The following is a 25,013-nucleotide window of genomic DNA, read 5'->3' as shown; positions in this document are numbered from 1 at the left end:
TTGGGCAACGCTCGCAATATCGCGTTTTGGGTCGTTTTGTTCCTGCTCATCCTTGCACTGTTCAATCTGTTCAGTGGACCGGGCGGAACGCTTCAGAGCAACGAGAAAACCTATTCCGACTTTGTCGGTGCCGTCCAAAGCGGTGAAGTCAAGAACGTGACCCTGGATGGTGAACAGATTCGCTATACCCTGCAAAGCGGTGCCAGCTATGTCACGATCAAACCCGGCGACGCCGAAGTGACCAAGCTTCTGATCGAAGAAAACATCCCCGTTCAGGCCGTAAAACAACAGCAATCAGGCTTTCAGTCGTTCCTGATCACGCTGCTGCCTTTCCTGCTGCTGATCGGTGTCTGGGTCTATTTCATGAATCGGATGCAAGGCGGCGGCAAAGGTGGCGCGATGGGCTTTGGCAAGTCCAAGGCCAAGATGCTGACCGAAAAGCATGGCCGCGTGACCTTTGACGATGTTGCCGGTATCGACGAGGCCAAGGAAGAGCTGGAAGAGATTGTCGAATTCCTGCGAAACCCGCAGAAGTTCAGCCGCCTTGGTGGCAAGATCCCCAAGGGCGCGCTGCTGGTTGGCCCTCCGGGTACCGGTAAGACGCTTCTGGCCCGTGCCATTGCGGGTGAGGCGGGTGTGCCGTTCTTCACCATCTCGGGTTCGGATTTTGTCGAAATGTTCGTTGGTGTGGGTGCGTCCCGCGTGCGTGACATGTTCGAGCAGGCGAAAAAGAACGCGCCCTGTATCGTGTTTATCGATGAAATTGACGCTGTGGGTCGTCATCGCGGCGCCGGGTATGGTGGCGGCAACGACGAGCGGGAACAAACGCTCAACCAGTTGCTGGTCGAAATGGACGGGTTTGAGGCCAACGAAGGTGTAATCATTCTGGCGGCGACAAACCGCAAGGATGTTCTGGACCCTGCGCTGCTGCGACCGGGCCGGTTCGACCGTCAGGTCACAGTCGGCAACCCGGACATCAAGGGCCGCGAGAAAATTCTGGGCGTTCACGCACGCAAGACGCCGCTGGGCCCCGATGTCGATCTGCGCATCATCGCGCGCGGTACGCCCGGCTTCTCGGGTGCGGATCTGGCCAACCTCGTGAACGAGGCTGCGTTGATGGCCGCACGCGTGGGTCGTCGCTTTGTCACCATGGAAGATTTTGAAAACGCCAAGGACAAGGTGATGATGGGGGCCGAGCGCCGCTCGATGGTGCTGACGCAGGATCAGAAGGAAAAAACTGCCTATCACGAAGCGGGTCATGCTGTTGTTGGTCTGTCTCTGCCCATGTGCGATCCGGTCTACAAGGCGACCATCATACCGCGCGGGGGTGCGCTGGGTATGGTGGTTTCGCTGCCGGAAATGGATCGCCTGAACTATCACCGGGATGAGTGCGAACAAAAGCTGGCGATGACCATGGCAGGTAAAGCTGCCGAAGTCATCAAGTATGGCGAAGATCACGTGTCGAACGGTCCTGCCGGGGACATCATGCAGGCCAGCCAACTGGCACGCGCCATGGTGATGCGCTGGGGTATGTCGGATAAGGTCGGCAATATCGACTATGCCGAGGCGCATGAGGGATATCAGGGCAATACTGCCGGGTTCTCGGTATCGGCTCATACCAAGGAACTGATTGAAGAAGAGGTAAAGCGTCTGATCCAGCAAGGCTATGAACAGGCGCACAAGATTCTGACCGATCAGAACGAGGAATGGGAACGTCTGGCCCAAGGTTTGCTGGAATACGAAACGCTGACCGGTGACGAAATCAAACGCGTCATGAACGGGGAGTCGCCCGGCGATAGCGATGACCGGAACGACAAGTCGGACGAGGGCAGTGCGCCCAGCGTGACAGCCATCCCCAAGACCAAGGCAAAGAAATCACCACCTGAGGGTGGGATGGAACCTGAACCGACAGCATAACCAGCAAGAACCCGGGCTCTGACCCGGGTTTTTCTCTTTCCATCAGAGCGTTACTGAGCATTATGCGCTGGCAGACACCAATGGGAAGGGAAGCGCGTATGCCGTTTTTGCGGGAAACCGAATTTGCAGCCGAAGTTCTTTGGCTGGGCCTTGTTCCTGCCGGCGGATCGCTTCGTGCCAAGCCCGTTGAGTTGCTGGATCTTGGGTTTGAGGGCGTGAAAGGCGAGCGGCACGAAGGTCTGAACCGTGCGTCCTGTGTTCGGGTCTCGAACCTCTATCCCAAGGGCACTGAAATCCGCAATGTTCGTCAACTGTCGGTGCTGTCCTTGGAAGAGTTGCAGCAGATCGCGCAGAACATGGGGCTGGACCAGCTTGACCCGTCTTATCTGGGCGCATCCATAGTGCTGAAAGGTATTCCGGATTTCTCGCACATTCCGCCGTCCTCGCGTCTTCAGGCGGTCAACGGGCTGACGATCACTGTGGATATGGAAAACGCACCTTGCGTATTGCCCGGTCGCGAAATCGAAGCGGATCATCAGGGGTATGGTGCAGGGTTTAAACCTGCTGCCGTCGGACGCCGGGGTGTCACGGGCTGGGTCGAACGTCCCGGGCGCATTCAACTGGGCGATCACCTCAAGCTCTTTGTTCCGGACCAGCCTGCCTGGAGCCCTGAAAATATGCAGGTTTCCGATTAGTTCCCGATGAAGTGACCTGACGACGCTTCGCGACGCCAGAATGTCGGAATCCATGGCTAATCAGATTGTACACAAGGGTATGGAATGCGTAGCGCCGACGTTAGACGTCGGTTTTGCACGGTATTCAATCAAGGACCCCGGCCAATGAGCTATAAATCCGACATCGAAATTGCGCGTGAAGCGAATAAGAAGCCGATCCAGGAGATCGGCGCGAAGCTTGGAATATCCAGTGATGATCTTTTGCCGTATGGGCATGACAAGGCGAAGGTGAGCCAGGAGTTCATCAACTCGGTGCAGGGTCGTGAGGACGGCAAGCTGGTGCTGGTGACGGCGATCAACCCGACGCCTGCGGGTGAAGGCAAGACGACCACAACGGTTGGTCTGGGTGACGGTCTGAACCGGATCGGCAAGAATGCGATGATCTGTATCCGCGAGGCCTCGCTGGGTCCGAACTTCGGCATGAAGGGCGGCGCTGCGGGTGGCGGCTATGCGCAGGTTGTTCCGATGGAAGAGATGAACCTGCACTTCACCGGCGATTTCCACGCGATCACCTCGGCCCATTCGCTGCTGTCGGCGATGATCGACAACCACATCTACTGGGGCAATGAATGCGAGATCGACACCCGCCGGGTCGCATGGCGTCGTGTGGTCGACATGAACGACCGTGCCCTGCGCCAGATCACCGCCAGCCTGGGCGGCGTGTCGAACGGGTTCCCGCGCGAAACAGGTTTTGACATCACCGTGGCGTCCGAGGTCATGGCGATCCTGTGCCTGTCAAACGACCTGAAGGATCTGGAAAAGCGTCTGGGTGATATCATCGTGGCCTATCGCCGCGACAAGACGCCGGTCTATTGCCGCGACATCAAGGCCGAAGGCGCGATGACCGTTCTGCTGAAAGACGCAATGCAGCCGAACCTGGTGCAGACGCTGGAAAACAACCCGGCCTTTGTCCACGGTGGCCCGTTCGCGAACATTGCGCATGGCTGCAACTCGGTGATCGCGACCAAGACCGCGCTGAAAGTGGCTGACTATGTGGTGACCGAGGCGGGCTTTGGCGCCGATCTGGGCGCCGAGAAGTTCATGAACATCAAGTGCCGCAAGGCGGGCATTGCGCCCTCTGCCGTGGTTCTGGTTGCCACCGTGCGCGCGATGAAGATGAATGGCGGTGTCGCCAAGGCCGATCTGGGTGCCGAGAATGTCGCTGCGGTCAAGGCGGGCTGCGCCAACCTGGGCCGCCATATCGAGAACGTGAAGTCGTTCGGTGTGCCGGTTGTTGTCGCCATCAACCACTTTGTCACCGACACCGATGCCGAGGTTCAGGCGGTGAAGGATTATTGCGCCTCTCATGGGGTCGAGGCGGTTCTGTCGCGCCATTGGGAGCTGGGCTCGGAAGGCTCTGCCGATCTGGCCCGCAAGGTTGTGGAAATCGTCGAAGGGGGCTCTGCGAACTTCGCGCCGATCTACCCCGACGAGATGCCGCTGTTTGAGAAGATCGAAACCATCGCCAAGCGCATCTACCGCGCCGACGAGGTTCTGGCCGACAACAAGATCCGCACGCAGCTGAAAGAATGGGAAGCTGCGGGGTATGGCAACCTGCCGGTCTGCATGGCGAAAACCCAGTACAGCTTCTCGACCGACCCGAGCTTGCGGGGCGCGCCCACCGGCCATTCGGTGCCGGTGCGTGAAGTCCGCCTGAGCGCGGGCGCGGGCTTTATCGTGGTTGTCTGCGGTGAGATCATGACCATGCCGGGCCTGCCCCGCAAACCGGCCGCGGAAACCATCTGCCTCAATGACGCAGGTGAGATCGAGGGCTTGTTCTAAGCCGCTGAATAAGACATCTCGTGGTCCGGGACCCCCGGGCCATGAGGAGACGATGATGCCCACTCTGACACCGCCGCAGGACTGCCATTCGATGCGGGATCTGCGGGTTCAGATCGACAGGCTGGACCGCCAGCTGATCGGGATGCTGGTGAGGCGCGCAAGCTATATCGACCGCGCGTCTGAGCTGAAGCCGGGCGAGGGCCTGCCCGCCCGCATCCCGGACCGGGTCGAGGATGTGGTGCAAAAGGTGCGCGCCAGTTCGCAGGCGGCGGGGATGGACCCCGATTTGTCCGAAACGCTCTGGCGCATTCTGATTGACTGGTCGATTGCACGTGAGGAACGTGTGCTCGGCCCCGAGTAAAGACCGGGCGCGTTCTGCGCCCGTTTGGGTTTTGAAAGAAGGGACCAAAGGATGGTAGCGCAGGTTATCGACGGGAAGGCCTTTGCCGCCAAAGTGCGCGCGCAGGTGACCGATCAGGTTGCAAAGCTGAAAGAGGAAAACGGCATCACCCCCGGCCTGGCCGTGGTTCTGGTGGGCGAGGATCCGGCCAGCCAGGTCTATGTCCGCTCGAAAGGCAAGATGACCGTCGAGGTCGGCATGAACTCGTATGAGCACAAGCTGGATGCGGAGACCTCGGAGGCGGAGCTGCTGGCGCTGATCGACAAACTGAACACCGACCCGGCGGTGCATGGCATTCTGGTGCAGTTGCCGCTGCCCAAGCACCTGAACGAGGATCTGGTGATCAATTCGATCGATCCGGCCAAGGATGTGGACGGCTTCCATATCTCGAACGTGGGCCTTTTGGGCACCGGTCAGAAATCGATGGTGCCCTGCACCCCGCTGGGCTGCCTGATGATGCTGCGCGATCACCACGGGTCGCTGTCGGGCATGGATGCGGTTGTCATCGGTCGCTCGAACATCGTGGGCAAGCCGATGGCGCAGCTGCTGCTGGGGGACAGCTGCACCGTGACCATCGCGCATTCGCGCACCAAAGATCTGCCGGATGTGGTCCGCCGCGCCGATATCGTCGTGGCCGCTGTCGGTCGCCCCGAAATGGTGCCTGGCGACTGGATCAAGGAAGGCGCCACCGTGATCGACGTGGGCATCAACCGCATCGAGCGGGATGGCAAGACCAAGCTGGTCGGCGACGTCGACTATGCCAGCGCTGCCGAACGCGCCGGCGCCATCACCCCGGTCCCCGGCGGCGTCGGCCCCATGACCATCGCCTGCCTGCTGGCCAACACCCTCACCGCCTGCTGCCGCGCAAACAAACTCCCAGAACCAGAAGGCCTGACCGCCTGATAAACACGGGGGCCGGAGGGGATCCGTCGGACCGGTCCCCTTTTTTTGGCAGGCAAGGTTCCAGCCAAACCGCCCCCAGACCGCCCCATGAGAGCATGGGCAAAGCAGCCTGAATGGGTTTGACAGCCGAACAATTCATGATATCCCTGTATTCCCAGTTGGTTACAGGTGAAGACACTATTGTGTCTGAGGCATTCGGGTTGAGCTATGCTAATTCATGCACAAAAGCGGTATGACGTCTAAAATAAGTATAATCCAGAAGGCATTTTCACCGCAGCGTGTGGCAGCGGGTTTGGTCTTTCTTCCTTTACTTGCATATGCGTTTCCACCCTTTCTTGATTCTGACCTGTCATTTGGATTGCGGCTTGTATTCTGGGCCGGGGTAATGCTCCTTGCTCTGACGGTGACCGGGCTGGTCCGAAAGCTGATGCAGAAGAATTTTGCACTTCTGAACCTTCTGGCACGGGACCTGACATATGTTGTCTTGACCGTGGCGTTGTTCACGCCTTCTTTGTGGATGCTAGCCTGGGCACTTTACATCCTTGGTGGAAATATGGTGCCAGATACCGAACGGGTTGTCGTGTACGGCGCTTTGTTCGCGACAGGCTTGATGCTTGTTCAGCGTAACGACCTGAATGCCTCGGCCAATACTGAATCCGATTCTGAAAAACCACGCCTTGTCAAACGCTTGCCGCCCAGGTTCAACGGGCAGATCTATCGCCTGACTGTTCGGGATCACAACGTAGATGTTGTCACCTCAGAAGGCACCTTCACGCTTCGGTCGCGTTTCACAGATGCAATCGCCGAGATGGAGCCTGTCCCGGGTCATTGTTCGCACCGTTCGCATTGGGTCACCGACGCATCCATTGCAAGTGTCGAAAGAGAAGGCAGCAAAACCTTTCTGAAACTGGTCAATGGCGATCTGGTTCCGGTCAGCCGGAAATACAAGCCGTTGCTGGAACAGGACGGCCTGATCTGAACCTATTGTGGCATTGGCATCATATGCGGATGCGGACCTGTGAGGATCGCCATCGCCTGCGATCCCATGAGTGCCGACAGCACATGATCCGAACTGCGCAGCCCCCCGGTAAAGGTGCCATATGCCGGAAGTATCAGGCGATGATCGTTCAGCAGAAAGGCGGGGCGTGAAATATGACGTCCCTTGACCCTGATCCGGACTTTTGGATGGTAATGGCCGGAAACTTCTCCTCGCGTGGGATCCTGCGCGATATGACGGAAAACAAGCGGGCCACGGTGCCATTCGAACAGATGGGTTCCACCCATCTCAATAGGACCGGGATCGTGGTTCCCCTCAATCCAGATCCACTGACGTCCGGACTGTAAGGTCGCGATCCTTAGCATTTCTGATTTTGGCAGCGCCCGGGCAGCCTCAAGATCATCGAAGCTGTCGCCCAGACATACAATGGTTTTGGCGTTCGTATGCCCCAGGTCGTCCTTCAGGCGGTCCAGCGTTTCGCGGCTGTCATAAGGCGGAAGCGAAGGCCCACCACGCCGCGCCACGCGCTCGGATTTGCCCAGATGCAGGTCCGACACGCACAGCAGGTTCTCGTCTGGCCACCAAAGCGCACCGGAAGGCAAAGCACACAGGCGCTGACCTGCAAACGGAAACTCAAGTTCGTTCATGATACGTTCTTGACCTGTTTCAGAGCCCGGCGCAAGCAGATCAAAGCTGTTCCAACCCCGCCGCTTGCAGCAGCCGTGCGCTTTCCTCCGCCAGAAGCCTTTCTTCGGCACTGCCTTTCACCGGCACTTTGCCAACCTCCAGAAACAGAGGCGCTGACAGGGGCGAGACACGCTCGAGCCGCACCAGATCAATTCTGTCGCCAATTCGGGCCAGCATTGTTTCGATCCGACCGAAATCGACAAGCCCGCGCATGGCTTCTTCGCGGGTGATCTGCATCAATAGGTGATCGGGATCGTATTTAAGTAAGGTGTCATACAGGATGTCCGACGAAAACGTAGCCTGCCGCCCGCTTTTGCGCTGCCCTGCCATGTTGCGTTCGATCAGACCGGCAATGGTGGCCGATGCACGAAACGTGCGCTTCATAACGGCGTTGCCTGCCAGCCAGGTGTCGAGCCCGTCGCGCAGGGCATCGGGTTGAAGCAATGGGCGGGGATCGGTAACCGCGTCCAGACCCCAGATCAACGTGGCATAGTCCGTGGCGACAAACCCCAGCGGGGCCAAACCGGTTTCCTCCATCCGTTTGGTCAGCAGCAGGCCCAGTGTTTGTTGCGCGTTGCGCCCAGCGAATCCGTAGACGCACAGATGTTCACGCCCGTCGCTGGGAAAGCTCTCGATCAGCAGCCGATCACGCTGGGGCAGGCGGGACATCTGGCGCTGCAAATCCAGCCATTCAGACGTATGAGGGGGAAGCTGTGGCCAGCCCTGTTGGGCGAACATGTTCAGGATGCGGTCGCTGAGTTGCGTTGAGGTTGCGAATTTCGTGCCCGAAAAGGTCGCAATCTTTGGCTTTCGGTCAGCACGCCGCGTGACTTCGACCACCATCTCGCGCAGTCCCTCATACCGCACGATTTGCCCGCCGATCAGGAAGGTGTCGCCGGGCGTCAGCGAGGCAGCGAATGCTTCTTCAACCTCACCCAGAGGTTTGCCGCCCCGGTTACGCTTCAGACGAACTTTGAGCGTATCCGTGTCCTGAATAGTGCCTAGATTCATACGAATGCGCGACGCGGCGCGTGGGTCGCGCAACTGCCATTGCCCGTCGGTACGCTGCTGCAACCTTTGCCAGCGATCATAGGCTTGCAGAGCATAGCCGCCGGTGGCGCAGAAATTCAGGCAGGCGTCAAACTCTGCCCGCTTCAGCTGAGCGTAAGGCCCGGCGGATGTCATCTCGGCATATAGATCATCTGCGTTAAACGGCCCGGCGCAGGCGGCAATCAGGATATGCTGGCACAAAACATCGCGCGGGCCGCGACCGCGGGGTTCCCCATCTAATTCATGGGCTTTGGCGGCCTCTAGCGCGGCGACGCATTCGACCACTTCGAAGCGATTGGCAGGCACCAAAAGCGCCTTGGAAGGTGCGTTATAGCGGTGGTTGGCCCGTCCGATCCTTTGCACCAGCCTTTTGACATTCTTTGGCGCGCCGATCTGGATCACCAGATCGACATCCCCCCAATCGATGCCCAGATCCAGCGAACCGGTGCAGACGATGGCGCGTAAGTCCCCCCGAACCATCGCCGCCTCGACCCGCTCGCGCTGTTGTCGGTCCAGACTGCCGTGATGGATACCGATGGGCAGACCGTCATCATTGGCCAGCCAAAGATTGTGAAAGAATATCTCGGCCTGGGCGCGCGTATTGTGAAAGATCAACGTGGTCTTGTGGTGCTTGATCTGCTCCAGCACAGCTGGGATGGCATAAGCCGCGCCACCACCAGACCAGGGTGGCATCTGTGGCGTTTCCAGCATTCGGATATCCGGGTCCGGGCCGGGGTCGGCCTGTACAATCTGGCAGGGATCAGGACGGCGGGCCAGAAAGCGGGCAATCGCAACAGGATCTTCCACTGTCGCCGATAACCCGACGCGGCGCAGATCGGGATTGAGGCGTTGCAGACGTGCCAGCGCCAGCATCAGCTGATCCCCTCGCTTGCTTTCAGCCAGTGCGTGGATTTCATCAACGATGATCCGCTGCACCCCTTCAAACATACGCGGCGCATCCTCGTACGAGGTCAGCAGCGCCAGACTTTCCGGTGTGGTCAGCAGGATGTGGGGCGGATCGACCCTTTGGCGTTTCTTTTGCGTGGCTGAGGTATCACCGGTGCGATCCTCGATCCGAATAGGCAGACCGATCTCATCCACCGGGGTGCGCAGGTTACGTTTGATATCCGCTGCCAGCGCCTTGAGCGGCGAGACATAGATTGTGTGCAATCCATTGTGATCAGCATCCGCAAGTTCAGCCAGCGACGGCAGAAATCCGGCCATGGTCTTGCCGCCACCGGTGGGCGCAATCAACAGTGTCGCCGGGCTGCATGCGCGGTCGAACATCTCTTGCTGATGCGGGTGGATGGACCAGCCTTTGGTGGAAAACCAAGTGGCAATCCGTGCGGGAATCTGCGTCATGAACGCAGACTACCCGCCCCGGAGTGGTAATGGCACGGCGTTATTTGACGATTTTCTCGTCTTTGACGAACATGTTGGCCCAGGCCCGGTCGATCAGTTCCGGGCTCATCTGATAGGGGATGCCTTCGAACTCGCAGATCGAGATCATCTGGTCGATCAGGAAGATCGGTTGATAGTTGGCGTAGATATTGTTGATGGTCGGGTACTTGACCTTCAGCAGATGCACCAGCGCCGCCTCATCCAGCGGCATCCCGCGTTTGCGCGCAACCATGGCGAAAATCTTCAGGAAGTTTTCCTGATTCGGGCCGTCGATCTTGATCTTGAAGAAGATCCGGCGCAGGGCCGCTTGGTCAAAGATCTCGTTCGGGTGGAAGTTGGTCGAGAAAATGACCAGCGTATCAAACGGAACTTCGAATTTCTCACCCGATTGCAGGCCCAGGATATCCTTGTTTTCTTCCAGTGGAACAATCCAGCGGTTGACCAGCGCCTGCGGCGGTTCGGCCTGACGGCCAAGGTCGTCCACGATAAAGATGCCGCCGGTGGATTTCAGCTGCAGCGGTGCCTGATAGGTTCTTGCCGTGGGGTTGTAGACCAGGTCCAGCATACTAAGCGACAGTTCACCGCCGGTGACCACGGTCGGGCGTTCGCACTGTACATAGCGTGAGTCGAACCGCTTGCGTCGGCGCAGGCTGTTCGGGTCGTCGGCCTCCTGCTCGATCGCGGTATGCACGATCGGGTCGTAGACTGTGATCACCTGCCCCGCATATTCGATGGCATAGGGTACATAGACATTGTCCCCCAACGCATCGCGAATGCCGTTCGAGATGGACGATTTACCGTTGCCCGGCGGGCCATACATCAGGATCGACCGGCCTGCACTGACCGCCGGGCCCAGATGATCCAGCAAGCTGTCGGGTAGAACCAGATGGCCCATGGCATTGGTCAACTGGTCGCGCGTGACCTGAATGTTGCGGATCGACTGGCGCTTGACCTGCTCGCGATAGACATCCAGCGGCACGGGCATCGCACCGAAATACTCGGACTGGCTGAGGGCATCCAGTGCGCGGGCCTTGCCGGCATCAGTCAGCTGATATCCCATCTCGTTGCCACTGTTGGCGTTCAGCGTCCCCGTAGCCTCAAGCAATTTTTGTTCGCGCGCGATATCGATCAGTTCCTGCGTGACAGCACCGGGCAGACATATGGCCGCAGAAACTTCTGACACTGTGCTCGCATTCTTGCGAAATATGGTCTTCAGCAAAATATCCCGCATCATCACCAGCGGAAGCTTCATTTCGCCTAACCCCTTCGGGGCAGGGGGGGCCATAACAGAGGAAGTCTGCATATTCATGCGCGGTGCTCGTTCGTCAAATTGTAACGCCAACTGCCCGAATAAGGGCGACTTGAAGGAAAAGTGACCCAGCTTTGTGGCGGGACAAAGGCAGCGGCAAGGCGCGCTGATGATAGTTTACGAACCGAGAACAGTACCCAGAATCAGATACATGGCCAACGAGCCACCCAGTGCGAAACCCATGGGGAACTGTTTGCCCCGATCCCAGCTTTCCCAATGTGGCGCTATGGTGCGCAACCTTGTGATTTTCGCCAAACGGTGCGTGACCACGGCAGCCAGAATACAGGCGGTCAGAATAAGAAGCACGAGCTTTAGATCGCCAAGCCAGACAAATGGCGCGGACGCGGCAAGAAACTTCGCGTCACCCGCGCCCATTGCTCCTGACGCGTTCAGAAGAATGCCGAAAATCAACACCACGGGGATATGCAGAAGGTGCCAGAAATAGATCGGCATCGACACATTGATCAGCAACAGATGACCGCTGACCGCGCCGGTGGACCAGGGCGGGATGGCAACCAGCCCGACCACGACAAAAATCAACGCCAGCGCAACAACTGCATGGTTTTTGATCCGCATCTCACGCATATCCGTGAAGGCCACGTAAAAGCAGATCGGCAGTACGAAGGGCAGGAACCATGCCGCCGCCGTAGCGGGGATTTGCATGTGTCAGGCCTCTTCAAGCGCACGAAGCGAGCGAACCGCTTCATCGAAATGCTGCGGATGAGTGGCAATAGCCTCGCGGAACAGGTTTTTCGCGGTTTCCACGTCGCCTTGTTTGACGGCGGAAATACCCATCGTATTCAGCAGTAGCGCCCGTTCAACCTGGGTCATCGGCACCACGGGAAGGCTATAATTGCCCTGCGCTGACCGGGCCAGCACCAGATTGTTCTTGGCAGTGAACAAAGAGCTGTCCTGACGGACTGCGTCGGTAAACAGGCGTTCGGCCTCGGCATACTGGCCGCGGGTTAGTTTCGAATACCCCCAATTGTTCATCACGCTGCCCGGGCGGGTGGTCAACCCAACGGCCGTTTCATAGAAATGATCAGCCCGCTTCCACTCTTTCCGGGAATCCGCGACCACCGCCTCAAGACGGTAGCGTTTGAAGGTTTCGAACGTTGGGGGAACCGAATCCAGAACGGTTTTGGCCTGAGACCAGTCGCCATTTCGCACCAGCGCATCGGCATACTCGACCTTGTCCGCAGCGTTCGTACCCTTCATTGTCGTCACGCGCTTCCACGCTGCTGCCGCTTCGGTAGTGCGTTTTGCGCGTCCCAAGGATATTGCCAATCCGCGCTGAAGGTCGATGCGATCAGGGTTCTTGAGTGTGGCACCGTGAAAATAAGTCACCGCCTCATTCGGGTCGGCGGCACTCAACAACACATCGTTCAGGTTGGTTTCGTCAATGACGTTCACTTCCTGAAACGTTCGTTCCACCTTTTCCTCTTCGGTTTCCTTTGCACAGGCCGAAAGGATCAGACCGCTGACAATAACTGCCGGAATCAAGAATTGCTGGCGCATTTTTTGCGTCCTTTACTGCTCTTGCCTCGATTACTGGATTTTGCGTAGCGCGAATTGCCCGTCGCCAAGCTGCTCCAGTGTAAATTCTTGTTGTTCTTGCGGGATATTATTAACAGGATTTTCCATTTTTGCGAGTGCTAAGCGCAGATTGTCGCGGATTGCGTCACTTTCGCCATTGTCCAGCGCGTAAGCCCGTTGAAAGACCTGCGCCGCTTCGGGGTATTCCTGTTTCTCCATCAGCAGAACGCCCAGATTATTCCATGCAACAGGCCAATCCGGATCGTCTTCCACGGCGCGGCGCAGCAGTTCTTCGGCCTGCCCTAAACGCCGCAACCCAAGATTGGCGGTACCCAGAGAAGTCAGGACCTGTGTCGTCATGCCCTGATCCAACGCGGCACGGGTAAAGGTCTCAAGCGCCAGTTCGTATTCACCGGCAGCCATCAGCCGGTTTCCAACCTCGATATTGTCTTCTGCTTGTCCCCTGAGATCAACTCCCGGCGCATCCAGGCCGTTAGGTGACAGGCCTTCTGTGCAAGAAGCCACCATGGCGCAAACCACGGTGGCCTTAAGTATTCGGCGAAACCCGGATGGGAAGCACCAAAATTCAGCTTTCATAGGGTTTTATCATCCTGCACGTCCGAAAGTCGAAATGACGTTCGCCGACGGGCCGACCAGAATGATCAGCAGTGGCGGAACTGTCAGCATCATTGTGACAAGAGTCATCTTGGTAGGCAACTTGTTCGCAGCCTCTTCGGCCCGCATCACGCGTTTGTCGCGCATTTCAGCGGCGTAAACCCGCAATGCCTCGGCAATGGATGTACCGAAAGTCGCCGACTGGATCATCACAGTGACGAATGAGTTCACGTCCTGTACGCCGCAGCGCACTCCGAAATCGCGCAAAACAGTGTCTTTGTCCTTACCGGCTTTCATCTCGTGTGCGACGGTTTCGAATTCCTGTGCAATATCTGGGTAGGAGGATTTCATTTCACCGGACACGCGCACGATGGCCTGGTCCAGTGATTGTCCGGCCTCAACACAGACCAGCATCAGGTCAAGCGTATCTGGAAAGCCTGCGGTAATCGCCTCTTTGCGTGCTTCGACCCGGCGCGTGATCCAGTATTTCGGCGCGAAATAACCGATTGCGGCTGGCACGAATACCCGAATTATCATCTGCTGGCCGGTGAATTCCTGACCGTTTGACAGGACCGTAATCAGCAGAACACCGACAACGATACCAATGATACCCAGCGAAAACTGCGCAAAGTGAAAGAACCGGACCGCATCTTTTGACCGGTATCCCGCCTGACGCAGCTTCAGCTCAACCGCCGAATACTCTTCTTCGTTTTTCGGCTCCAGGAAAGTCGCGAATTTCTCAAGCTGCTCATTGCGGCTGGAGTTACGCAGTTGCTCTTTCTTGCTTTTTTTCGTCGCCCGGGGCGCCGCATTCGACCGCTGAAGCTTTTTCAGAGGATCTTCCGGCTGGCTCATGATCAGTGAGACAGCGACAAGAACCATGATCAGGCCAAGTACACCCACTACGATCAGGGGGCCGAACTCACCCAGGTGTTGGGTCAGCAGGTCATTGATGTTGGTCAGAAATTCCATTGTGCTGCCCTCAGACCTTGATGTTGGTGATGATCTTCATGACGATCAGGTTCAGTGTCAGCAAAATGCCGACAACGAAACACGCAGGGATGAACCAGGGGTGATCCAACACTTCGTCATAATACCCCGGATCCTTGACCAGGATGAAAATCAGACACGCAATTGGGAAGCCAGACAGGAACTTACCTGACCATTGGGCTTCGGCCGTGATCGCCTTGACGCGCCGGAACAGGCGGAACCGCGCGCGGATCACCTGTGCCAATCCAGCCAGAATTTCAGCCAGGTTACCACCGGACTGCTGCTGAATACCCACAGCAACCGCGAGGAACCGAAGATCCTGCATGTCCAGACGTTCGGCCATATCTTTGAGCGCCTCGCCCACATCGCGTCCATAGGCGCATTCATCCGCGATAATACCAAACTCGGTTCCCAGCGGATCCTGAACTTCGTTGGAAACAACCTGAATTGTCGAAACGAAAGGATTACCCACACGAAGCGAACGCACCATCAGCTCAACCGCGTCAGGCAGTTGCTCTTCGATCATGCCCATACGTTTCTTGGCCTTGTGGTTTACCCACGCGTAAACACCGCCAATACCGATGGCGATTGAAATCGCGATGCGCAGCGCCGTATCCGTCGCGGTACCAATGCTCAGACCGACAAATGCCATGGCCGAGACCAGAGCCATGATCATGATCAGCTGACGGGGTGAAAACGCAATCGCGGCTTTTTGAGCCTTGTCAGCAAGCAGCGAATACAGAGGAATGCTCTGTGATTTCATGTGCTGCTGCATTTCCTTGCGCAGCTGCTCCAGAACCTGTTCGCGCCCGGCACCCTTTTCCAGCATGTCCAGACGCCGGTTGACCCGGCTGTTCAGGCTGATGGATTTGCCGAACGCAACCAGATAGATGCCCTCGACCAGGGCAAGAACCCCCACAAAGATGGCGACATAGATGATCGCCTCCATAGGCAATTGCATACCCGGTTCTCCTACATTGTGGTTGGGTCGTAGATGGATGCGGGCAGATCAAACCCCCACAGACGGAAGCGTTCCGAATAGTGGCTGCGCACACCAGTTGCCGTAAAGTGACCGATGATCTTGTTGTCAGGTGTCAGGCCAACACGTTGAAAACGAAAGATTTCTTGCATTGAAATCACGTCACCTTCCATACCGGTAATCTCGGTGATCGAGGTCATGCGGCGCGAACCGTCCTGCAATCGGCTGGCCTGAACGATCAGGTTCACAGCGCTTGCGATCTGGCTGCGGACGGCCTTAATGGGCATTTCGATGCCGGCCATCGCGATCATGTTTTCCAGACGTGAAATCCCATCCCGGGCCGAGTTCGCGTGGATCGTGGTCATCGAACCGTCGTGGCCAGTGTTCATGGCCTGCAACATATCGATCACCTCGGCGCCGCGTGTCTCGCCGACGATGATGCGGTCAGGTCGCATACGCAAGGCGTTCTTCAGACAGTCGCGCGGACTGACCTCACCTTTGCCTTCCACGTTGGGCGGTCGGCTTTCCATCCGGCCCACATGCGTCTGTTGCAGCTGAAGTTCCGCTGTATCCTCGATGGTCAGGATGCGTTCGGCATCGTCGATAAAGCTGGACAGAGCGTTGAGCGTAGTCGTTTTACCGGAACCGGTACCGCCCGACACGATAACGTTCAGTCGGGTCGACACGGCAGCTTGCAAATAGGCAGCCATTTCCTCGGTGAACGCACCAAAATTGACCAGATCATCGATACCCAGCTTGTCTTTTTTGAATTTACGAATCGAAACCAGAGACCCATCAACCGCGATAGGGGGCACCATGGCGTTGAATCGCGATCCATCGGCCAGTCGGGCGTCAACATAGGGGTTGGATTCATCGACACGACGGCCTACCGCGGACACGATCTTATCGATGATCCGCATCAGGTGCTTTTCATCCTTGAAGGTGATGTCGCTGATTTCCAGCTTACCGGCACGTTCGACGAAAATCTGATGCGGTCCGTTGACCAGAATATCGTTGACCGTATCGTCCTGCAGAAGCGTCTCAAGCGGGCCAAGGCCTGTTACTTCGTCATAAAGTTCTTTGTTCAGCTGCGATCGGTCGTCGCGATTCAGAACGATGTTCCTGGTTTCCAGAACTTCGCTGGCGATTGCGCTGATTTCGGCTCGTAGCTCCGCTTCGGCGGCAGTTTCCAAAGCTGCCAGGTTCAGGTTCTCCAGCAACTCGCGGTGAAGTTCGATCTTGATCTCACTCAGCCGCTCTTTGCGTTTTCGATCACGATCTGCCCCGGCAACCTCGGCCGTTTTTTTCTGAGGTTTGCGTACGACGGCCGTTGCAGCGGGGCTGGGGGCAGCTTGTGCGGCAGGTGCCGCCATTTCGACCGGCTGCGCTGCCGCTTTGACGGGCTGCGCTGCTGGCTGTTTTTTATATCTTGAAAACACGGCGATCCCCCCTTGGGATGATGTTACGCAGCTTCAGCGCTGCTGCTGCCAAGGCTGTGAAGTGATTTGGCGAGCTTCGCGATTTCCCGGCGAAGCGGGTTCTTGGCGGCTGAATTGGCCAGCGGCAAACCATGGTCGCCACTTTGCATGACAGGTTTGCCCCCATCAGGCAGCAGCAGATCAATAGAGATGCCAAGGCTTTCCCCCATACGTTTCACGCGGCTTTTTCCATTCAGGTCGGTGAATTTTGGGGCCCGGTTCAGCGCAAAGCGCAGCTTGTTGAAGGGCAGTTCTTCGGCCTGCAACGCGCGCTTGAGGCGCAGGGCGTTCTGAGCCGAGCGCATATCAAGCTCGATCATTGCAAAATATACATGCGCCGCTTGCAAGACCGTTTCCGACCACAAGACCAGCGTTTTAGGCATATCCACAACCACATAGTCGAAATGCGTGCGCGCCACGTCAATCACGCGCTGGATGTCTTCGGGGGTAATCAGGTCCAATGGCACCATGTCGGATGGTGCAGTCAGAACCTGCAGTTTTTCTTCATAAGTTTGAAGAGCTTGTGAGAAAACCTCGCTGTCCATCGAATCCGTATCCGACAGCATTTCGAACACCGTCTCGCGGCGTGCCAGGTCCAGATAGGTTGAAACCGTGCCGTATTGCAGATCCAGATCGATCAGACAGACAGACGGGGCATCCTTGTCCGAGGCACAGGCCAGTTCCCAGGCCAGGTTTACCGCCAAAGTCGTGGATCCCACGCCACCAGCAAGTCCCTGAACGACGAACAACGCGCCTTCCTTTGATTCGCCATTTGCCAATGGAACAGCTGCGGCTTGCGCCATGACAACCGGATCGGGCTGCTTCATGCGTTCTACCGCTTCCTGCAATTCACCTTCCGGAAGCGGGTAGGGGACAAACTCGTCCGCACCCTTGCGCAGCAGTTGGTGGAGCGAAGCAGGTGTGACGTCCTCGGCGATCAAGACGACCTTGATCTTCTTTTCCTTGGCCCTTGTGATGATTTCACCCATCAATGACAGGTTGTCTTCATCTTCCCCGTCGATTGCCAATGCAACGAATTCAAGCGCTTCGGCTTCTGGTTGGCTAAAAAAGGCCAGCGCTTCGGCAAAGCCCAGGTCGCCCCAGCGCTCGCCCAGAATGGTTTCCATGTCTTCAATCAGAAGGTCGAAATTCTGGACATCCCGGCTTATGGTGCAGGCCAGGATTGCAGAATTTTCGTCTTGCGGCGTTGCGCTGGTCATAAACACTATCCTCGTCGTGAGGGCTCAGCATGTCATATGAACGAATTCCGCCAGATTGATGTGCTGTCGCCCCAATACGGTCAAATTTGGCCGCAGGTCACCCTATTTTTCACAATGTTACTTTGAAGTTGGGCAAGAATTGGGCGCAAAAGAACCAATTGTAGGGAAATGGGCGACGATGTCGCCCATTCTGCTTGTATTATCCACCAATGCCAGCGGCACTAGTTGGCCGTATCTGTTGTTGATACATCTTCGATCACGCTCTTCCACGTCGCACTTTCAACGTATTCGCGATAGATGATGTTGGCGTATTTGCCGTCCAGCAGCTGCGGGTGACGATCAACAAAGCCAGAAACTTCCGTTACCGTCCGGCGGTTGCGGCGATCCCGATTCGGTGTCGCGATCAACGGCTGCGTTTTTCCAAAGGATACAACGGCTTCAAGACGTGAACGAGAGATTCCTTGCCGTTCAAGGAATGCGACTACTGCCTGCGCGCGGCGTAGACCAAGGCTCTTGTTGTAACTGGTTGATCCTACGGCATCTGTGTGTCCGTAAACCCGGAACCTGGCTTCGGGGAACTGTTTGATCCAGTCAGCCTGCTGCAACAGTATGCTTTGCGCTGATGCGTCCAGTTGCGAACTGTTGAAGGCAAAGTTCACTTGGCTGGGCACATCCGCGGCAAATCTGCGCCCAAGAATCTGAGCGTAGGTCAACTCGCCGTTTTGAACCTGGATATTGTTCAATGTCGCGTTTCCAAAGGTTCCGGCATCGATCTCATATCCGACCTCGCGCGTACATGCGGCAACGGCGACCGTAAGACCCAGTGTGATGATCCACTTCTGCATTGGTCCTATCCTCCTGATCAATCTAGGACGTAGCCGTACGAGCTGCCAAAATTCTGTTTGGCAACTTCGGATGCTCCGCCGGCTCCGGGACGCTGTGTACGAGCAACCCGACCATTCGCGAACAGGTCAAATTCGCTGGGTGGTTTGACACGATCGGTGGGAAGGGCTAGCGCCTCGCCACGCGTCGGCGTCACCAGATGCGCCGTTATGATGACGACAAGTTCACTTTGTTCGCGCTGATAGTCAGCGCTGCGGAACAAGGCCCCCAGAACCGGCACATCTCCCAGCCACGGCACTTGGTTGACCTGGTCAACAAAGTTGTCCTGAAGCAGCCCTGCGATGGCAAAGCTTTCCCCGTCGCGCAACTCTACAGTGGTCTTGGCTTCCCGCACGATAAAGCTGGGAACGGTGTCTCCATTGATCGTGAAGTTCGTGCTGGTGTCGATGCTCGAAACCGAGGTGCCCATTTCCAGATTGATCAGGTCGCCGTCCACAACCCGCGGGATGAAGTTCATATTCACACCGAAGGCTTTGTACTCGATTGCCACGACACCGTCGTCTTGCGGCACTGGAATCGGAACCTCACCGCCAGCCAGGAACGTTGCTTCCTGTCCGGACAGGGCCGAAAGGTTTGGTTCGGCAAGGTTGCGAACAAGGCCCTTCGACTCGAGGGCTTGCAGCAGCAAGTTGACCTGAGCTGATCCGACCCCGAAGCCAAACAACAACGTACCATTTTCCACGGTGATAGGGGGAACAAGGTTCTGCGGATTGAAGCCACCGAGAAAATCAGTGCCCGCAACTGAAAGTGTTGAAGAAAGCTCTTTTGCGACTGAGCGATTCATCTCGGCAAAGCGTACTTTCAGCATCACTTGCTGCACGCCACCTACAGACATCAGGTTCGATACACGTTCGGGCGCGTAGCGTTCAGCCAATTCAAGTGCGCGGGCCAGTTTGGCGGCGCTTGAAACCGTGCCGGAGAGTACGATGCCATCATTGGCGGTGCGCACTTCAATCTGCTCACTTGGCAGGATCTGACGCAGACGCTCTTTAAATTCGGTTACATCGGGCGAGACCCGGACACGTACGTTGGCAAGCAGATTTCCTGCGCCATCAAACAGTGTTAGCGTGGTCAGGCCAGGGGCCTTGCCCAAAACATAGATTGTGCGATCCGAAAGCGAAGAGATATCTGCAATGCCTGCGTTGGCAATGCTGAGCTCTGCAAACGGTTGTTCGCTTTCCACAACAATCGCGCGATTCATCGGAACTTCCAGCGTTTCCACTGTGCCCTTTTTCACCACGCGAAGGGTTTCAGCCCAGGCGGCATCGCCGACCGGGCTCATAACAAGCGACAACCCCAGCAGGGTTGCGCTGATCCAGGAACGTATTGTCATGTGACCTGCCTCTCCGATCACGCCTCGTTTTTTGGGTCTTATGCCCTATGTGCAAAGAGACTGCGCGAAATCCGAATTTATTGCAATAATCAATGGTTTCTGGAATTTTCCTTATGTGGAGAATTGGCAACAACAACAAGAAAAGAGCCGCATCTGAGATGCGGCTCCGATCTTGTAACACTCTGAATTGGCGTCAATTTGTACAGGGGATAGGCACGTTGACAATCTCTCCACCGCGTCTGATGCGCGTCGTGCAGACCTGTTCAACCTCTTCCTTCGGTTCCGGAGCGGCTGCCGTTATTCCAAGCAGTTTGCGCTGATCCACCTCGATTGCCGACGCAACAGAGTCATCCTGTACCCCAACAAGGGCCAGTGACAGCCGCCCGGTGTTCTGGGCCTGCGCGAGTGCTGCGACCTGTTCCGGCGTGGCTGCGACCGTGACTGTGCGTGCAATCGTTGCGCTTGCGACGTCCGAACCAGCGGTCTGGTCGACGGCGATCAGCTGAACGTTGGTTTCGATCAGTTTGGTGATGCCGCCAGAATTCCCTTCTACCGTCCCGCTTGATCCGGTCCAGTAGATGTCGACATTGTCGCCGGGGCGCAGGAAGCCTGAAACACCAGATGCCACGTCAACGCTGATCGCAAAGGCGCGCATACCTTTTTCAAGACGAGAGGTCAGCCCGGCCGATTCGCCTGGCCGTGTGATCTTGACCTCCATAATCGCCTCGTCTTTTTCCATGGTCCTCAGAATATAACGCTCATTGGCGCCACTTTCGGGAAACAAGGCAGTGAGATCAGAGAACGTACCTTCGGGAATCGCGTTTTCCGGCCAGTCTACAGCGCGCACGTCTTCCTGCGTCAGGCGTTCACCGTATTTCAGAGGACGATTTGAAACGTAAACAGTTACCGTCGGGATGACATCGACTTTGGCATTGGCCAGCGCTTCTTCTGCCGCTTGTTTCTGCCGTGCCAGTTCGCTTTGATAAGCCGCAATATAGTTGCGCGCCATGTAAACGGCGCCCCCAGCCAGAGCAACGCCGACAATCAGGACAAGTCCGAATACCGCTCGCATACATGCACCTCTTTCTTATTTAGTCGGATACTAAGCGGCCAAAGGGCCACTTTGAAACAGCCCAAGTGTTAAATGTAAATTGTGTCGAAATGTGGGACAAAAATGTCTGCTTGTTAGATTCTGCGTCAGCTTTCGCACAATTCCGCAAAACAACTGCTGTCATCTCCCTGCGGCAGGCCAGACGAAGAACAACGAAACAAACGCCGCGCCCAAAAAGGTCGCCGCGATTATTTGCCCGACACGTTCACCAACAAGCTCAGGAAAGCTGGTGAATGTGAAAACTCGCTGTGGGTCAGTTGGTTCCCGCTGTTACAAGGCCACCGGGAGCGGTGTTCGAGCCGGTACTGACAACAGAGGAACTCATGGCTTGGTTGATGTTACCGCCGATACCATCAACACTTGATCTGATGACAAGGTAGGTCGCGCTTGACAGACCGATGAGCACTGCGGTCAAAACCACCCAGTCAACGGTCACCGCTCCTGCTTCGTCCGATTTGAACCGATTAAGGAACTTTAGCATCTACTTATCTCCAATACGACAATTCAGTGTTTCCTGTAACGTCGCCTAACAGTGGTTCGTTCGGATGGCGGAAATCAGGCCAAAAGTTGATTTCGGTGGAAATATCCAAGATTCCAAACTTTTTCACGGGCTCTTTTGTGCGCAAAGACCTGCAAATTGGGCGTGATCAATTCGGTGGCGCTCGCGGCGTGGCGTGCGAGGTAGGACCGTCAAACTCTATTCTTAGAGATATTGAAAGACCTCTGAACGAAAAAAAGCCGCGCCTGAATGGCGCGGCTTCAAAATCTTGCTCAAGCAGAAGCTTAGCTGCCGCTGTTGCTGCCTGCAGTTGTGATACCGCCGGTTGCGGTGTTGCTGCCGGTGCTCAGCGATGCGCCGTTCAGGGCCTGGTTCACGTCTGTTGCCAGGCCGGTCGCGCCAGCCGAGATCTGCTGGTATGCAACGGCTGCCAGGCCGATGACTGCTGCGGTCAGAACAACCCAGTCAACTGTTACTGCGCCGTCTTCGTCTTTGCGGAAGTTCTTGATGAACTTGATCATGTTACGTCCCTCCTAAAGGATCAAAAAGAGTTTAACAAACCTCGGCGTTCTTCAGAGCTTTCTCTCTCAGTCCGCTCATGTCCGTCTCGGTATGGATTAATGTTTGCCTGTTGTGCGTGGCAGGAATTGGGCCAAACACAGATTTTTTTTCGCGCGGCTTAACTTTTTAGTCACTAAATGCGTAAGCGTTTGTAAATAAGTCAAAAAAAAATTCTTTGATTGATGCCAAGCGCTCTGTAGCGGTGCAAATTTACGCCAAATGAGGCGAAATTGCCCCAATTCGCTTTGTTTTTCTGGCCTTGGGCGAAGATTCGCGGTTCAAATCGCGTAAAAAGAATACATGAGGCAGGCACATGACTCTCCGGAACGCACTTCAATGCGCCGGTGTACTGGCGTTTCTACTATCTGGTGTCGCACCCGGGTATGCGACCGAGGTTGAGCCGCGCGGAGTTTACAAGCGGATCAAGGCCCCCAAGCCGGGTGAGCGTCCTCGCGTGACCATTCAGATCACACCCGAGGAACACGCGGCCAAGCCCTCAGCCCCCAGCACAGGGGTGGAGCTGGCGGTTCCAGAAATCATAGCAAGAACCAAAGTGGTTCAGCCCACAGTGCCGGGAATCGGTGCCGTGCCTGACCCGAAAGGGTCGTACAAGGCATTCTGGGACCGCATTTCACCGCATATCGATGAAGGTGGGGCCGGGCGGCTTGATGCTGCGATAAACGCGCTGGCGGCGACGAATGTAAGATCACCCCGGCTGCAATCGCTGCAAAACATAGCAAAAGAACGCGGGATCGAGATTTTGCGGTCAACCGTGGGAACCAATGTGTCGCCAGCGCTGGTGCTGGCCGTCATTTCGGTTGAATCGGCCGGTCGCGCAGATGCCGTCAGTTCGGCCGGCGCGCAGGGGCTTATGCAGTTGATGCCCGCCACAGCTGCCCGCTTCGGTGTTAAGGACAGTCTGCAACCCTCGCAGAACATCGCCGGGGGCGTGAAATACCTCAACTGGCTGATGGAAGAGTTCGGGAATGATCCGATTCTGGTTTTGGCCGGTTACAACGCGGGTGAGGGGGCTGTACGTAAACACAGCGGCGTGCCGCCTTATGCCGAAACCCGGGATTATGTCCCCAAGGTTCTGGCCGCTTTCCAGATCGCGCGGGCTTTGTGCGCGACACCGCCGGATCTGATTTCAGATGGGTGCGTGTTCCAGACCTCAAATTGAAAAGGCCCGCCTCGATCCGGCGGGCCTTTTCTTTTGTTCAGCCGACGATTGTCGCTTCGGTCGCAGCGCGCATTTCGTCTTCACTGACACCATCTGCCAGTTCGACGATCCTCAATCCGCCCTCGACCACGTCCAGAACGCCCAGATTGGTGATGATGCGATCCACGACACCCTTGCCTGTCAGTGGCAGAGTGCATTCCTTCAGGACCTTGCTTTCACCGTGCTTGTTGGTGTGGTCCATAACCACGATCACGCGCCCAACGCCTGCAACCAGGTCCATGGCGCCGCCCATGCCTTTCACCAGCTTGCCGGGGATCATCCAGTTTGCCAGGTCACCTTTCTCATCCACTTCCATGGCACCCAGAATCGCAGCAGCGATCTTGCCGCCCCGGATCATCGCAAAGGACGTGGCGCTGTCGAAATAGGCAGTGCGGGACAGTTCGGTGATCGTCTGTTTACCGGCGTTGATCAGGTCCGGGTCTTCTTCACCTTCATACGGGAAAGGGCCCATGCCCAGCATACCGTTTTCCGATTGCAGTGTGATGTCCTTGTCGCCGACATAGTTCGCCACCAGCGTCGGAATACCGATGCCGAGGTTCACATACATGCCGTCTTCCAGTTCCTCTGCCGCGCGTGCGGCCATCTGATTGCGGTCCCAGGGCATTATGCGTCCTCCTTCTTGCGGGTGGTGCGCTGTTCGATGCGCTTTTCATGATCGCCCTGAATGATGCGATGCACATAGATACCGGGCAGGTGGATCTTGTCCGGGTCCAGTGAGCCGCGCGGAACAATCTCTTCCACTTCGGCCACGCAGATCTTGCCGCAGGTTGCAGCGGGCACATTAAAGTTGCGGGCGGTCTTGCGGAACACCAGATTGCCGGTGTCGTCAGCTTTCCAAGCCTTGACGATGGCCAGATCGGCAAAAATGCCTTCCTCAAGGATATAGGTCTCGCCGTTGAAATCCTTGTGCTCCTTGCCTTCCGCAATCACGGTGCCGACGCCCGTCTTGGTGTAGAACCCGGGAATACCGGCACCACCGGCGCGCATCCGTTCGGCCAGTGTTCCTTGCGGGTTGAATTCCAGTTCCAACTCGCCGCTCAGATACTGACGCATGAATTCGGCGTTTTCGCCGACATACGAGCTGATCATCTTTTTGACCTGCTTGGTCTGCAACAGGATGCCGATACCGAAATCGTCCACACCGGCGTTATTCGACGCAAAGCTCAGGTCCTTGACGCCCGAATCCCGGATGGCAGCAAGCAACAGTTCGGGAATGCCGCACAGGCCAAACCCGCCCGCGGCAATCAGCATGCCATCCGTCAGCACCCCATCGAGTGCCTCGGCGGCATTGGCATAGACTTTCTTCATGGAAAACTCCCCCAATGTCATGGTGATGGGCAGGTTGTGCCGCCACGTCATGGGGAAGTC

At 56.7% G+C, this 25,013-nt stretch carries 24 protein-coding genes; 7 read left to right on the top strand and 17 right to left on the bottom strand.

Annotated elements, in window-relative coordinates:
• The 6 genes from ftsH to ACR3E2_RS08735 all read left to right on the top strand — a co-directional run bounded on the left by ftsH (position 1) and on the right by ACR3E2_RS08735 (position 6,715).
• Positions 1-1,917, top strand: a complete 1,917-nt coding sequence (gene ftsH, locus ACR3E2_RS08760) for an ATP-dependent zinc metalloprotease FtsH (RefSeq protein ID WP_267367030.1) — start codon at positions 1-3, stop codon at positions 1,915-1,917.
• A gap of 98 nt (positions 1,918-2,015) precedes the next feature.
• On the top strand, positions 2,016-2,612 hold the full coding sequence (locus ACR3E2_RS08755; RefSeq protein ID WP_480484072.1) for an MOSC domain-containing protein: 597 nt from the start codon (positions 2,016-2,018) through the stop codon (positions 2,610-2,612).
• A 144-nt stretch (positions 2,613-2,756) separates the two neighbouring features.
• Entirely contained in the window at positions 2,757-4,433 is a 1,677-nt protein-coding gene (locus tag ACR3E2_RS08750; RefSeq protein ID WP_480484955.1) for a formate--tetrahydrofolate ligase, read from the top strand.
• A 55-nt stretch (positions 4,434-4,488) separates the two neighbouring features.
• Entirely contained in the window at positions 4,489-4,794 is a 306-nt protein-coding gene (locus ACR3E2_RS08745) for a chorismate mutase (protein WP_480473724.1), read from the top strand.
• A gap of 51 nt (positions 4,795-4,845) precedes the next feature.
• On the top strand, positions 4,846-5,736 hold the full coding sequence (gene folD, locus ACR3E2_RS08740) for a bifunctional methylenetetrahydrofolate dehydrogenase/methenyltetrahydrofolate cyclohydrolase FolD (protein ID WP_480484954.1): 891 nt from the start codon (positions 4,846-4,848) through the stop codon (positions 5,734-5,736).
• A 385-nt stretch (positions 5,737-6,121) separates the two neighbouring features.
• Positions 6,122-6,715, top strand: coding sequence for a LytTR family DNA-binding domain-containing protein (locus ACR3E2_RS08735; protein WP_480484360.1), 594 nt, complete (start codon positions 6,122-6,124; stop codon positions 6,713-6,715).
• A gap of 2 nt (positions 6,716-6,717) precedes the next feature.
• Here the strand turns inward: ACR3E2_RS08735 and pdeM are convergent, their stop codons facing one another.
• From pdeM to ACR3E2_RS08660, 15 genes are all read right to left on the bottom strand, one after another.
• Complete coding sequence (gene pdeM, locus ACR3E2_RS08730; protein ID WP_480484361.1) at positions 6,718-7,380, bottom strand: ligase-associated DNA damage response endonuclease PdeM; 663 nt, start codon at positions 7,378-7,380, stop codon at positions 6,718-6,720.
• A gap of 40 nt (positions 7,381-7,420) precedes the next feature.
• Positions 7,421-9,832: a ligase-associated DNA damage response DEXH box helicase gene (locus tag ACR3E2_RS08725; protein WP_480484362.1), complete on the bottom strand. Its 2,412-nt coding sequence runs from the start codon at positions 9,830-9,832 to the stop codon at positions 7,421-7,423.
• Positions 9,833-9,872: 40 nt separating this feature from the next.
• Positions 9,873-11,180 (bottom strand): ATPase, encoded by a 1,308-nt coding sequence (locus tag ACR3E2_RS08720; protein ID WP_209505546.1) that lies wholly within the window; start codon positions 11,178-11,180, stop codon positions 9,873-9,875.
• Positions 11,181-11,297: 117 nt separating this feature from the next.
• A complete protein-coding gene (locus tag ACR3E2_RS08715; protein ID WP_480484363.1) occupies positions 11,298-11,843 on the bottom strand; it encodes a prepilin peptidase in 546 nt (181 codons plus the stop codon).
• 3 nt (positions 11,844-11,846) lie between these two features.
• The gene (locus ACR3E2_RS08710) at positions 11,847-12,698 is read right to left on the bottom strand and encodes a tetratricopeptide repeat protein (RefSeq protein ID WP_267363020.1); all 852 of its coding nucleotides are present in this window, start codon (positions 12,696-12,698) and stop codon (positions 11,847-11,849) included.
• Positions 12,699-12,728: 30 nt separating this feature from the next.
• A complete protein-coding gene (locus tag ACR3E2_RS08705; RefSeq protein ID WP_480484364.1) occupies positions 12,729-13,313 on the bottom strand; it encodes a tetratricopeptide repeat protein in 585 nt (194 codons plus the stop codon).
• A 9-nt stretch (positions 13,314-13,322) separates the two neighbouring features.
• Positions 13,323-14,303: a type II secretion system F family protein gene (locus ACR3E2_RS08700; RefSeq protein WP_480484365.1), complete on the bottom strand. Its 981-nt coding sequence runs from the start codon at positions 14,301-14,303 to the stop codon at positions 13,323-13,325.
• 10 nt (positions 14,304-14,313) lie between these two features.
• Positions 14,314-15,282 (bottom strand): type II secretion system F family protein, encoded by a 969-nt coding sequence (locus tag ACR3E2_RS08695; protein WP_267363023.1) that lies wholly within the window; start codon positions 15,280-15,282, stop codon positions 14,314-14,316.
• 11 nt (positions 15,283-15,293) lie between these two features.
• Positions 15,294-16,739, bottom strand: coding sequence for a TadA family conjugal transfer-associated ATPase (locus ACR3E2_RS08690; RefSeq protein WP_480484366.1), 1,446 nt, complete (start codon positions 16,737-16,739; stop codon positions 15,294-15,296).
• Between the two features lie 23 nt (positions 16,740-16,762).
• Positions 16,763-17,998 carry a CpaE/TadZ family protein gene (locus tag ACR3E2_RS08685; protein ID WP_480484367.1) on the bottom strand — a complete coding sequence of 412 codons (1,236 nt, stop codon included), beginning with the start codon at positions 17,996-17,998 and terminating at the stop codon, positions 16,763-16,765.
• Positions 17,999-18,219: 221 nt separating this feature from the next.
• Positions 18,220-18,843 (bottom strand): OmpA family protein, encoded by a 624-nt coding sequence (locus ACR3E2_RS08680; RefSeq protein WP_480484368.1) that lies wholly within the window; start codon positions 18,841-18,843, stop codon positions 18,220-18,222.
• A 17-nt stretch (positions 18,844-18,860) separates the two neighbouring features.
• A complete protein-coding gene (locus ACR3E2_RS08675; RefSeq protein ID WP_480484369.1) occupies positions 18,861-20,234 on the bottom strand; it encodes a type II and III secretion system protein family protein in 1,374 nt (457 codons plus the stop codon).
• A gap of 193 nt (positions 20,235-20,427) precedes the next feature.
• Complete coding sequence (gene cpaB / locus ACR3E2_RS08670; RefSeq protein WP_480484370.1) at positions 20,428-21,306, bottom strand: Flp pilus assembly protein CpaB; 879 nt, start codon at positions 21,304-21,306, stop codon at positions 20,428-20,430.
• 292 nt (positions 21,307-21,598) lie between these two features.
• The gene (locus ACR3E2_RS08665; protein WP_480484371.1) at positions 21,599-21,826 is read right to left on the bottom strand and encodes a hypothetical protein; all 228 of its coding nucleotides are present in this window, start codon (positions 21,824-21,826) and stop codon (positions 21,599-21,601) included.
• A 302-nt stretch (positions 21,827-22,128) separates the two neighbouring features.
• A complete protein-coding gene (locus tag ACR3E2_RS08660; protein ID WP_480484372.1) occupies positions 22,129-22,365 on the bottom strand; it encodes a Flp family type IVb pilin in 237 nt (78 codons plus the stop codon).
• Positions 22,366-22,718: 353 nt separating this feature from the next.
• On the opposite strand from ACR3E2_RS08660, the gene ACR3E2_RS08655 reads away from it, so the two are divergent.
• Entirely contained in the window at positions 22,719-23,585 is an 867-nt protein-coding gene (locus ACR3E2_RS08655; protein ID WP_480484373.1) for a lytic transglycosylase domain-containing protein, read from the top strand.
• A gap of 37 nt (positions 23,586-23,622) precedes the next feature.
• Here ACR3E2_RS08655 and ACR3E2_RS08650 read toward each other — a convergent pair whose 3' ends face one another.
• Both ACR3E2_RS08650 and ACR3E2_RS08645 read right to left on the bottom strand, forming a co-directional pair.
• A complete protein-coding gene (locus ACR3E2_RS08650) occupies positions 23,623-24,249 on the bottom strand; it encodes a CoA transferase subunit B (RefSeq protein ID WP_267363038.1) in 627 nt (208 codons plus the stop codon).
• Positions 24,249-24,953, bottom strand: coding sequence for a CoA transferase subunit A (locus ACR3E2_RS08645; RefSeq protein ID WP_209505579.1), 705 nt, complete (start codon positions 24,951-24,953; stop codon positions 24,249-24,251). Before ACR3E2_RS08645 ends, ACR3E2_RS08650 begins: the two co-directional genes overlap by 1 nt.
• Between the last annotated feature and the right edge of the window lie 60 nt (positions 24,954-25,013).

The sequence above is a fragment of the Ruegeria sp. AL7 genome (genome assembly GCF_056536105.1).
Note: the sequence above shows the minus strand (reverse complement) of the source record. Positions and strands in the feature narration are given on the sequence as shown.